Consider the following 11,402-nt stretch of genomic DNA (forward strand, 5'->3'; position numbering starts at 1 on the left):
CGTCGGCGCGCCCGCACCCAAAGCCCCCGCCAAACCGGCTCTGCCCGCGGCTAAAAAATAGGGGAACCTGTAAAGGAAGGGACATCGGCTGCCGCCGGTGCTTTTTTGTTTGGAAGGGAAATGGCTGGAAAAAGACCTGCGCTATATCGGGGAATGAATCGATGCAAAGGAAATGCCGTCTGAACATGCGTTCGGGCGGCGTTTTTATAACAAAAATACTTCATGGCGGTTGGTTTTATGCCTGTCTAAGTTTTTGTGTCGTGCATACCTGAAGATTTCAGACGGCATCGGTTTATGCCGTCTGAAAAGTGTATTCCGTTTCAGTTTGTAAGCTATGGCAGTCTGTTTGTCTTGTGTTTTGCGCAATTGCCCTTATTTTTAGCCGTGATTTTATTTTGAATTAGATGAAAAGATGAGTAATCAAGATTTTTATGCGACGCTGGGTGTGGCAAGAACAGCTACCGATGATGAGATTAAAAAAGCCTACCGTAAATTGGCGATGAAATACCATCCCGACCGCAATCCTGACAATAAAGAGGCGGAAGAGAAGTTTAAAGAAGTACAAAAGGCGTATGAAACTTTGTCCGACAAGGAAAAGCGCGCTATGTACGACCAATACGGTCATGCGGCGTTTGAAGGAGGCGGACAGGGGGGCTTCGGAGGGTTTGGCGGATTTGGCGGTGCGCAGGGTTTTGACTTTGGGGATATTTTCAGCCAAATGTTTGGAGGCGGTTCGGGGCGCGCCCAGCCTGATTATCAGGGTGAGGACGTTCAAGTCGGTATCGAAATCACGCTTGAAGAAGCCGCAAAAGGTGTGAAGAAACGCATCAATATTCCGACTTATGAAGCGTGTGATGTCTGTAACGGCAGCGGCGCGAAACCGGGGACATCCCCGGAAACCTGCCCGACTTGCAAAGGTTCGGGTACGGTACACATCCAGCAGGCGATTTTCCGTATGCAGCAGACTTGTCCGACCTGCCACGGTGCAGGCAAACACATTAAAGAACCTTGCGTCAAATGCCGTGGCGCGGGGCGGAATAAGGCGGTCAAGACGGTGGAAGTCAATATTCCCGCCGGTATCGATGACGGGCAGCGTATCCGTTTGAGCGGCGAAGGCGGGCCGGGTATGCACGGCGCGCCTGCCGGCGACCTGTATGTAACCGTCCGCATTCGGGCGCATAAGATTTTCCAACGCGACGGCTTGGATTTGCATTGCGAACTGCCGATCAGTTTTGCCACGGCTGCTTTGGGTGGGGAGTTGGAAGTGCCGACCTTGGACGGCAAAGTTAAGCTCACCGTCCCCAAAGAAACCCAAACCGGCAGGAGGATGCGCGTGAAGGGTAAGGGTGTCAAATCTTTACGCAGCAGCGCGACCGGAGATTTGTACTGCCATATTGTTGTCGAAACGCCTGTCAATTTGACCGACCGTCAAAAAGAGCTTTTGGAAGAATTTGAGCGGATTTCTACCGGTTTGGAAAACCAAACACCGCGCAAGAAATCGTTTTTAGACAAGCTGCGCGATTTATTTGATTGATTTTAAGGTTTGGAAACAAGCAGCAGTATCGGGGGTATCTCCCTGATACTGCTGTTTTTGTTTGTTTGGAAATAGTTTTTATTTTCAATGGGGTATAGGGCAGGGTGGGATAACTGTTTTTTAACTTAACATTATGCAGGGGTCTGTTGTCAGTTGCATTTGGAAAACTGGGATGCCGCCGCCTCATGGTTGGGTTTGGCGTTCTTCGTTACCGGGATGTTTTTCTTTGCACAGCGCGTACTGAAGGCGGGTAGGTAGCCTGTCGGAAAAAATGCCGTCTGAAACGTTCAGACGGCATTTTTTATCGGGAAAGCGTAAGGCGGAGCTTTTCGGCTTGCGCCCACGCTTTACCGGCAAGATCTTTGGGCGACAGCAGCGGCTCGGTTTGAAGCGGCCAGCCTATGCCTATTGCCGGGTCGTTCCATATTAAAACCTGTTCGGCTTCCGGCTTGTAATAATCCGTGCATTTGTAGACAAGTTCAGCCATATCGCTCAAAACGTAAAAACCGTGTGCGAAGCCTTCGGGTATCCAAAGCTGGTATTGGTTTTGTGCCGACAGGGTTACGCCTGCCCATTTGCCGAAAGTTGGCGAACCTTCTCGCATATCGACGGCTACGTCGAACACTTCACCGACAACTACGCGTACGAGTTTGCCTTGCGTGTTTTCGGTTTGGTAGTGCAGGCCGCGCAATACGCCTTTGCGTGATTGGGAATGGTTTTCCTGAACAAAGGTTCGGTCGGCAATATTTTCTTTGAACCATCCGTTGCGGAAGGTTTCCATAAAAAAACCGCGCCCGTCTTTGAAGACTTGCGGTTTTAAAATTTTTACGTCGGGGAGGGCGGTGTCGATGATGTCCATAAAGTCCTTTGGCGGTATCGTTACCGCTGTTTTTTGCGGTTTGGATGCCGTCTGAATGCCGTCGGGGCGTTCAGACGGCATTTATTTGCCGATCAGATGCAGCAGGTATTGCCCGTAGGCGGTTTTTTCCAAATGTTTTGCGCGTGTTTCTACATCTTTTTTCGTCAGCCAGCCGTTGCGCCAGGCGATTTCTTCTAGGCAGGCGATGTGCAGGTTTTGGATGTTTTGTACGGTTTGGACGAAGGAAGCCGCCTCGTGCAGGCTTTCGTGCGTGCCGGTGTCCAACCACGCGAAACCGCGTCCCAATATTTGGACGGACAGCGAGCCGTCTTCCAGATACAGAAGGTTGAGGTCGGAAATTTCGAGTTCGCCGCGTGCGGACGGCGTGAGCTGTTTGGCGAACTCGACAGCGCGGTTGTCGTAGAAGTACAAGCCGGTTACCGCCCAATCGGATTTGGGCTGTTGCGGTTTCTCTTCGATAGACAGGGCGTTGAAATTTTCGTCAAATTCAACCACGCCGAAACGCTCGGGGTCTTTGACCTGATAAGCAAACACGGTTGCACCGTGGGTCTTGGCGGCGGTCTGTTTCAATGTTTGCGTAAATGATTGACCGTAAAAAATATTGTCGCCCAAAACCAAGCAAACATTGTCGTTGCCGATAAATTCTTCGCCGATGATAAATGCCTGTGCCAAGCCGTCCGGACTGGGTTGCACGGCATAACTGATGGAAATGCCGAAATCGCTGCCGTCGCCAAGCAGGCGTTTGAAAGAGGCGTTGTCTTCGGGCGCGGTAATCACCAAAATATCGCGGATTCCCGCCAGCATCAATACGGACAGGGGATAGTAAATCATGGGCTTGTCGTACACGGGCAGGAGCTGTTTGGACACGCCGCGCGTGATGGGGTAGAGGCGCGTGCCGCTGCCGCCTGCCAGTATGATGCCTTTCATCTTTGCTTTCTTCCTTTGCGATGGGTTTTCAGACGGCATTGCGTCGGGATGCCGTCTGAAAACTATTTGTCCGTACCTAAACGTTCCAAACGATAGCTGCCGTTCAATACATTTTGCCACCAGGTTTTGTTGTCCAGATACCATTGCACGGTTTTGCGGAGGCCGGATTCAAAAGTTTCCAAAGGCTGCCAGCCCAAATCCCGCCTGATTTTCGCCGCATCGACGGCGTAGCGCACATCATGGCCGGGACGGTTGGGGACAAAGGTAATCAAATCTTTATAACGCGCCACACCTGCCGGTTTTTCGGGGGCGAGTTCTTCCAAGAGGGCGCAGATGGTTTTGACGACTTCAATATTGGCTTTTTCATTGTGTCCGCCGATATTGTAGGTTTCGCCGGCAACGCCTTCGGTAACGACCTGATACAGCGCGCGCGCGTGGTCTTCGACAAACAGCCAGTCGCGGATTTGCGCCCCGTCGCCGTAAACGGGCAGCGGTTTGCCGTCGAGCGCGTTCAGAATCATCAAAGGAATGAGTTTTTCGGGGAATTGTCGGGGCCCGTAATTATTGGAACAGTTGCTGACAATGGCGGGCAGCCCGTAAGTCCGTTGCCACGCGCGGACAAGATGATCGGAAGATGCTTTAGATGCGGCATAAGGATTGGACGGCGCGTAGGGCGCGGTTTCGGCAGACAAATCGTCCGTGCCGCTTAAATCGCCATAAACTTCATCGGTAGAAATATGGTGGAAACGGAAGGCTTCGTACTGTTCAGACGGCATTTGCTGCCAATAGGCGCGCGCAGCTTCAAGCAGATTGAATGTGCCGACGATATTGGTTTGGATAAATTCTCCTGCAGAATCGATAGAGCGGTCGACATGGCTTTCCGCAGCCAAGTGCATCACGGCATCAGGCCGGTGTTGTGCGAATACGCGGTCGAGTTCGGCGCGGTCGCAGATATCCACTTGCTCAAAAGCGTAGCGGGGATTATCGGCAATGTCGGTCAGCGATTCGAGATTGCCCGCGTAGGTCAGTTTGTCGAGGTTGACGACGGAATCTTGGGTGTTTTGGATAATATGGCGGACAACGGCAGAACCGATAAAGCCCGCGCCGCCGGTAACGAGGATGGTTTTTTTATTTGCGGTTTGCATTTAATCCCCGTATCCGTCGGGGTTGCGGCTGACCCAACGCCACGAATCCTCCATCATTTGAGCAAGGCAGCGTTTGGTTTCCCAGCCTGTCTGTTGTTTGGTATAGGACGGATCGGCAAAGGAACACGCCAAGTCGCCGGCGCGGCGGGGTTTGATTTGGTAAGGAATGCTCAAACCGGATGCGGCTTCAAAGGCGCGGATGATTTCCAAAACCGAATAGGCGCGCCCCGAACCCAAGTTGAACAAATGTACGCCGGAAAGGCCGCCTTTTGCCTTCATTGCCGCGATATGCCCTTCTGCCAAATCCATCACATGAATATAGTCGCGCATTCCCGTACCGTCGGGGGTCGGATAATCGCCGCCGAATACCGACAGTTGCGGCAGCCTGCCCGAAGCCACTTGGCAGATATAGGGCAAAAGGTTGTTGGGAATACCGTTGGGCTGTTCGCCGATCAAGCCGCTTTCGTGTGCGCCGATCGGATTGAAATAGCGCAACAGGATGACGCTCCAACGCGGATCGGCTTTTTGGATGTCGGTTAACATCCGTTCCACCATCGCTTTGGACGCACCGTAAGGATTAGCGGTATCGCCCGGGCGCATATCTTCCGTATAGGGGACTTTTTCCGCATCGCCGTAAACGGTTGCCGACGAGCTGAATACGATTTTGAACACGCCCGCGCGCGCCATTTCTTCCGCCAGCACCAGGCTGCCGTAAACATTATTGCCGTAATATTTCATCGGCTCGGCAACGCTTTCCCCCACTGCCTTCAAACCGGCAAAATGGATGACGGATTCGATTTCGTGTTCCGAAAAAATCTGCCTCAAAATCTGACGGTCGCGGATGTCGCCCTGATAAAACGGTATGTTTCTGCCGGTAATTTGCCGAAGGCGCGGGAGGACGGCGGCAGACGAGTTGCACAGATTATCCAGAATCACGGCATCGTAACCGGATTGGACGAGCGAGACGGCGGTGTGCGAACCGATAAAGCCGGTGCCGCCGGTAATCAGGACGGTCATAAACATTCCTTTCAGATTGTATCGGGCAAAGTATATCAGTATTATCTTCATCTTTTCCAAACGATTACCCACATTGCGCCGTCGGCTGTTCAGACGGCATCACGGAGGCAATTTATGAACATCACCCAAATCCTCTCCCAAGAACTCTCCGCCACCGCCGCGCAAATCACTGCCGCCGTCGAGCTTTTGGACGACGGCGCGACCGTACCCTTTATCGCGCGTTACCGTAAAGAAGCCACGGGCGGGCTGGACGATACGCAGCTGCGCCAGCTTGCCGAGCGGCTGCAATATCTGCGCGAGTTGGAAGAGCGCAAAGCCGTTGTGTTAAAAAGCATTGAAGAGCAAGGCAAGCTTTCAGACGACCTCAGGGCGCAAATCGAAGCCGCCGACAACAAAACCGCGCTGGAAGACCTGTATCTGCCCTACAAGCCCAAACGCCGCACCAAGGCGCAAATCGCGCGCGAACACGGTTTGCAGCCGCTGGCGGACGTGTTGCTTGCCGAGCAGCCTCAGGACGTGGAAGCCGCCGCGCAGGGCTACCTGAACGAAAACGTCCCCGACACCAAGGCCGCGTTGGACGGCGCGCGCGCGATTCTGATGGAGCAGTTTGCCGAAGACGCGGAACTCATCGGCACGCTGCGCGACAAGCTGTGGAACGAAGCCGAAATCCATGCGCAAGTCGTTGAAGGAAAAGAAACCGAAGGCGAAAAATTCAGCGATTATTTCGACCACCGCGAACCCGTCCGCGCCATGCCCAGCCACCGCGCGCTGGCGGTTTTGCGCGGCCGCAACGAAGGCGTGTTGAACATCGCGCTCAAATACCAGCCTGACGACACGCTGATTACCCAGCAAAGCGAATACGAGCAAATCATCGCCCGCTGTTTCAAGGTTTCAGACGACCACAAATGGCTGCGCGACACCGTGCGCCTGACTTGGCGCGCGAAAATCTTTTTGTCGTTGGAGCTTGAAGCCCTAAATCGTTTGAAAGAAGCCGCCGACACCGATGCGATTACCGTGTTCGCCCGCAATCTCAAAGACTTGCTGCTCGCCGCACCCGCCGGACGGCTGACCACGCTGGGCCTCGACCCCGGCTACCGCAACGGCGTGAAATGTGCCGTGGTGGACGACACGGGCAAGCTGCTGGATACCGTCATCGTCTATTTGCATCAAGAAAACAATATGTTGGCAACGCTGTCGCGCCTGATTAAACAACACGGCGTGAAGCTCATTGCCATCGGCAACGGCACCGCCAGCCGCGAAACCGACAAAATCGCGGGCGAACTGGTGCGCGGAATGCCGGAAATGGGGCTGCACAAAATCGTCGTTTCCGAAGCCGGCGCGTCGATTTATTCCGCGTCCGAACTGGCGGCGCGCGAGTTCCCCGACTTGGACGTTTCCCTGCGCGGCGCGGTGTCCATTGCCCGCAGGCTGCAAGACCCGCTTGCCGAGTTGGTCAAAATCGACCCCAAATCCATCGGCGTGGGGCAGTATCAGCACGACGTAAACCAAAGCCAGCTCGCCAAATCGCTGGACGCGGTGGTCGAAGACTGCGTGAACGCCGTCGGTGTGGACGTGAACACCGCTTCCGCCCCACTCTTGGCGCGGATTTCCGGTTTGAATCAAACCCTTGCCCAAAACATTGTCGCCTACCGCGATGAAAACGGCGCGTTCGACAGCCGCAAAAAATTGCTGAAAGTGCCGCGTTTGGGCGAAAAAACCTTCGAGCAGGCGGCAGGCTTTTTGCGGATTAACGGTGGCACAGAGCCGCTGGACGCGAGCGCGGTGCATCCCGAAGCCTATCCCGTCGTCGCCAAAATGCTGGCGCAACAAGGCATTACCGCCGCCGAACTCATCGGCAACCGCGAGCGCGTGAAGCAAATCAAAGCGTCCGACTTCACCGACGAACGCTTCGGACTGCCGACCATTCTGGACATCCTGTCCGAGCTGGAAAAACCCGGCCGCGATCCGCGCGGCGCGTTTCAGACGGCATCGTTTGCCGAAGGCATCCACGAAATCAGCGACTTGCAAGTTGGCATGATACTTGAAGGCGTGGTCTCCAACGTCGCCAACTTCGGCGCGTTTGTGGACATCGGCGTCCATCAGGACGGCTTGGTGCACATCTCCGCCCTGTCTAATAAATTCGTCCAAGACCCGCGCGACGTGGTGAAAGCCGGCGACGTGGTGAAAGTGAAAGTGCTGGAAGTCGATGCCGCCAGAAAACGGATTGCGCTGACCATGCGCTTGGATGACGAACCGGGCAGTGCTGCCAAAGGCAACAGGCCGTCTGAAACCCGACATCAAGAACGCCGCGACCGCAAACCCCAACGCAACGACCGCGCCCCAACCAATTCGGCAATGGCGGATGCGTTTGCGAAGCTGAAGCGGTAAGTCCGACAGTAGGGATGTACAGCGACAGATGCAGCGGCGGGTTTTGCTCCCGCCTTTTCTGTTGTTTCAAATATGTGTATTCCCATGATGCCGTCTGAAGACTGTTCAGAAGGCATTTGATTTGGCTGTGGCAGGGGCATGGCGACAGGCGTATAGTTTCAAATTATTGCCAACCTGTTTAAATAAGGAGTCCGAACCATGAAGAAATTGATGTTTGCCGCGCTGGCATCCTGTTTTTCGGTTTCTGCGTTTGCGGCGTGTGCCGACAGCCGGCAGCAGTGCGTGATTTATAAAAACGGCAATGTCGCGGCGGAGGGCGGCTGTACGGTCAGCAAGTGCCAAAGTGCCGATGCGCAAGTGTTGAAGTGGAAGATGAAAAACGGCAAAGGCGTAACCGTTGAAATCGGCAAAGACGGCAAGGTTTCGGTGAACAAAAAACCGGGAGCGAAAGCGGCCAACAGCAATGCGGCAGGTATGGGTTTGACGTGTTATGCCGCCGATGCGGACAAGCGCGAGCAGTTCTGTTCGACCAATTATTGAACAGGTGCGGATGCCCGATGCCGTCTGAACGGAGTTTCAGACGGCATTTTGTTTGTAAAAAATAGTTGTAAAAAACGGCAATTCTTTGACAAGCCTTAACTGTTCCCCTAATATCTTCGCGCCTGCGCCCCTTCGGGCGGACATAAAGAAAAACATTTTAGGAGGTCAAACGATATGGAATGGGCGTTTAATAGTTATTACACCTTGATTGCCGCCACTTTGGTTTTGTTGGTCGGCAAGGTTTTAGTTAAGAAAATCAAAATCTTGCGTGATTTTAACATCCCCGAACCCGTGGCGGGCGGGCTGATTGCCGCGATTATCCTGTTTGCGCTGCACGAGGCGTACGGCGTGAGCTTCAAATTTGAAAAACCGCTGCAAGATGCGTTTATGCTGATTTTCTTCACGTCCATCGGCTTGAGCGCGGATTTTTCCCGTTTGAAGGCGGGCGGTTTGCCGCTGGTGGTTTTTACCGCGATTGTGGGCGGATTTATCCTGGTGCAAAACTTTGTCGGGGTCGGACTGGCTTCCGCTTTGGGTTTGGATCCGCTCATCGGTCTGATTACCGGTTCGGTTACGCTGACGGGCGGACACGGCACGGCGGGTGCCTGGGGGCCGGATTTTGAAACCAAATACGGTTTGGTCGGCGCAACCGGCTTGGGTATGGCTTCTGCAACTTTCGGGCTGGTGTTCGGCGGACTGATCGGCGGGCCGGTGGCACGGCGTTTGATTAACAAAATGGGACGCAAGCCGGTTGAAAACAATAAACAGGCTCAGGACGACAACGCGGACGACGTGTTCGAGCAGGCAAAACGCACCCGCCTGATTACTGCCGAATCTGCCGTTGAAACGCTGGCTATGTTTGCCGCGTGTTTGGCGTTTGCCGAGATTATGGACGGCTTCGACAAAGAATACCTGTTCGACCTGCCCAAATTCGTGTGGTGTCTGTTTGGCGGCGTGGTCATCCGCAACATCCTCACCGCCGCATTCAAGGTCAATATGTTCGACCGCGCCATCGATGTGTTCGGCAATGCTTCGCTTTCGCTTTTCTTGGCAATGGCGTTGCTGAATTTGAAACTGTGGGAGCTGACCGGTTTGGCGGGGCCTGTAACCGTCATCCTTGCCGTACAAACCGTGGTAATGGTTTTGTACGCGACTTTTGTTACCTATGTCTTTATGGGGCGCGACTATGATGCGGCGGTGCTGGCTGCCGGTCACTGTGGTTTCGGTTTGGGTGCAACGCCCACTGCGGTGGCAAATATGCAGTCCATCACGCATACTTTCGGTCCTTCCCATAAGGCGTTTTTGATTGTGCCTATGGTCGGCGCGTTCTTTGTCGATTTGATTAATGCCGCGGTTCTCACCGGCTTTGTGAATTTCTTTAAAGGCTGATTTTTACGCCTTTCTGACAAAGCACCTGCAAGGTTTACCGCCTGCAGGTGCTTTTGCTATGATAGCCGCCATCGGTCTGCACCGTTTGGAAGGAACATCATGTATCGGAAACTCATTGCGCTGCCGTTTGCCCTGCTGCTTGCCGCGTGCGGCAGGGAAGAACCGCCCAAGGCATTGGAATGCGCCAATCCCGCCGTGTTGCAGGACATACGCGGCAGTATTCAGGAAACGCTCACGCAGGAAGCGCGTTCTTTCGCGCGCGAAGACGGCAGGCAGTTTGTCGATGCCGACAAAATTATCGCCGCCGCCTACGGTTTGGCGTTTTCTTTGGAACACGCTTCGGAAACGCAGGAAGGCGGGCGCACGTTCTGTATTGCCGATTTGAACATTACCGTGCCGTCTGAAACGCTTGCCGATGCCGAGGCAAACAGCCCCCTGTTGTACGGGGAAACCGCTTTGTCGGATATTGTGCAGCAGAAGACGGGCGGCAATGTCGAGTTTAAAGACGGCGTATTGACGGCAGCTGTCCGCTTCCTGCCCGTCAAAGACGGTCAGACGGCATTTGTCGACAACACGGTCGGTATGGCGGCGCAAACGCTGTCTGCCGCGCTGCTGCCTTACGGCGTGAAGAGCATCGTGATGATAGACGGCAAGGCGGTAAAAAAAGAAGACGCGGTCAGGGTTTTGAGCGGAAAAGCCCGTGAAGAAGAACCGTCCAAACCCACGCCCGAAGACATTTTGGAACACAATGCCGCCGCCGGCGATGCGGGCGTACCCCAAGCCGCAGAAGGCGCGCCCGAACCGGAAATCCTGCATCCCGACGACGGCGAGCGTGCCAATACCGTTACCGTATCACAGGGCGAAGTGGAAGAGGCGCGCGTACAAAATCAACGTGCGGAATCCGAAATTACCAAACTTTGGGGAGGACTCGATACCGACGTGCAAAAAGAGCTGGTCGGCGAACAACGCAAGTGGGCGCAGGAAAAAATCAGCAACTGCCGACAAGCCGCCGCGCAGGCAGACCGGCAGGAATACGCCGAATACCTCAAATTGCAGTGCGACACGCGGATGACGCGCGAACGGATACAGTATCTTCGCGGCTATTCCATCGATTAGGGGCAAACCGATGAATACCGTCCCCAAAAGCAGGATTCCCGTCAAACCGCTGCCCGAAAAAACCACAGCCGAAGCCAAAGTCGAAAAATGGCGGCAGCTCGGTGCGGAACACGGTTTGTCGGGCGAATGGGCAGTTGCCGCCAGATTGGGCGAAAACGGTTTTACCGAAGAACAGATGGAAAATATCGCCAACCTGTTCGGCAGATAAAGGGAAAATTGACGGAAATGCCGTCTGAAACCCTGTTGTCGGTTTCAGACGGCATTTTGACCAATACGGTACGCAGGCGCAAAACAGCCGTCTTTTTATGTGTTTCCTATGCTGATGTTCCAACACGCAGGACGATACAAAAAGCACCGCCCTAAAGGGCGGGATTTCAACCGAAAAGGAAATACGATAAAATCGGCAATTTGCCGTAAAGTTAAAAAGTTCCATCCATATCGAGGAGACATTATGCATCACCCCCCC

Annotated in this window: 12 protein-coding genes; 8 read left to right on the forward strand and 4 right to left on the reverse strand. The window is 54.1% G+C overall.

Annotated elements, in window-relative coordinates; all coding sequences use genetic code 11:
* The first annotated feature begins 172 nt into the window (after positions 1-172).
* Together Q9I99_RS10755 and dnaJ are read left to right on the forward strand one after the other, a co-directional pair.
* On the forward strand, positions 173-331 hold the full coding sequence (locus tag Q9I99_RS10755; protein ID WP_301667464.1) for a hypothetical protein: 159 nt from the start codon (positions 173-175) through the stop codon (positions 329-331).
* An 81-nt stretch (positions 332-412) separates the two neighbouring features.
* Entirely contained in the window at positions 413-1,534 is a 1,122-nt protein-coding gene (gene dnaJ, locus Q9I99_RS10760) for a molecular chaperone DnaJ (RefSeq protein WP_002215274.1), read from the forward strand.
* A gap of 301 nt (positions 1,535-1,835) precedes the next feature.
* On the opposite strand, the gene rfbC is transcribed toward dnaJ, so the two are convergent.
* The 4 genes from rfbC to galE all read right to left on the reverse strand — a co-directional run bounded on the left by rfbC (position 1,836) and on the right by galE (position 5,503).
* Complete coding sequence (rfbC, locus tag Q9I99_RS10765; protein ID WP_301667474.1) at positions 1,836-2,393, reverse strand: dTDP-4-dehydrorhamnose 3,5-epimerase; 558 nt, start codon at positions 2,391-2,393, stop codon at positions 1,836-1,838.
* A gap of 81 nt (positions 2,394-2,474) precedes the next feature.
* On the reverse strand, positions 2,475-3,341 hold the full coding sequence (gene rfbA / locus Q9I99_RS10770) for a glucose-1-phosphate thymidylyltransferase RfbA (RefSeq protein WP_301667475.1): 867 nt from the start codon (positions 3,339-3,341) through the stop codon (positions 2,475-2,477).
* 62 nt (positions 3,342-3,403) lie between these two features.
* Positions 3,404-4,486, reverse strand: coding sequence for a dTDP-glucose 4,6-dehydratase (gene rfbB / locus Q9I99_RS10775; protein ID WP_301667468.1), 1,083 nt, complete (start codon positions 4,484-4,486; stop codon positions 3,404-3,406).
* Positions 4,487-5,503 (reverse strand): UDP-glucose 4-epimerase GalE, encoded by a 1,017-nt coding sequence (gene galE, locus Q9I99_RS10780; RefSeq protein WP_301667469.1) that lies wholly within the window; start codon positions 5,501-5,503, stop codon positions 4,487-4,489.
* A gap of 114 nt (positions 5,504-5,617) precedes the next feature.
* Here galE and Q9I99_RS10785 point away from each other — a divergent pair, with 114 nt between their 5' ends.
* The 6 genes from Q9I99_RS10785 to Q9I99_RS10810 all read left to right on the forward strand — a co-directional run bounded on the left by Q9I99_RS10785 (position 5,618) and on the right by Q9I99_RS10810 (position 11,299).
* On the forward strand, positions 5,618-7,891 hold the full coding sequence (locus tag Q9I99_RS10785) for a Tex family protein (protein ID WP_301667470.1): 2,274 nt from the start codon (positions 5,618-5,620) through the stop codon (positions 7,889-7,891).
* Positions 7,892-8,089: 198 nt separating this feature from the next.
* Positions 8,090-8,431, forward strand: coding sequence for a hypothetical protein (locus Q9I99_RS10790; RefSeq protein WP_301667471.1), 342 nt, complete (start codon positions 8,090-8,092; stop codon positions 8,429-8,431).
* Positions 8,432-8,605: 174 nt separating this feature from the next.
* Complete coding sequence (gene gltS, locus Q9I99_RS10795; RefSeq protein ID WP_301667472.1) at positions 8,606-9,820, forward strand: sodium/glutamate symporter; 1,215 nt, start codon at positions 8,606-8,608, stop codon at positions 9,818-9,820.
* Between the two features lie 99 nt (positions 9,821-9,919).
* A complete protein-coding gene (locus tag Q9I99_RS10800) occupies positions 9,920-10,936 on the forward strand; it encodes a lysozyme inhibitor LprI family protein (RefSeq protein ID WP_301667473.1) in 1,017 nt (338 codons plus the stop codon).
* Positions 10,937-10,946: 10 nt separating this feature from the next.
* Positions 10,947-11,144 (forward strand): hypothetical protein, encoded by a 198-nt coding sequence (locus tag Q9I99_RS10805; RefSeq protein WP_013448186.1) that lies wholly within the window; start codon positions 10,947-10,949, stop codon positions 11,142-11,144.
* A 17-nt stretch (positions 11,145-11,161) separates the two neighbouring features.
* Positions 11,162-11,299 carry a hypothetical protein gene (locus tag Q9I99_RS10810; protein WP_107863929.1) on the forward strand — a complete coding sequence of 46 codons (138 nt, stop codon included), beginning with the start codon at positions 11,162-11,164 and terminating at the stop codon, positions 11,297-11,299.
* The last annotated feature ends 103 nt before the right edge of the window (positions 11,300-11,402 follow it).

This window comes from Neisseria basseii (assembly GCF_962707005.1).
Taxonomy (GTDB): domain Bacteria; phylum Pseudomonadota; class Gammaproteobacteria; order Burkholderiales; family Neisseriaceae; genus Neisseria; species Neisseria bergeri.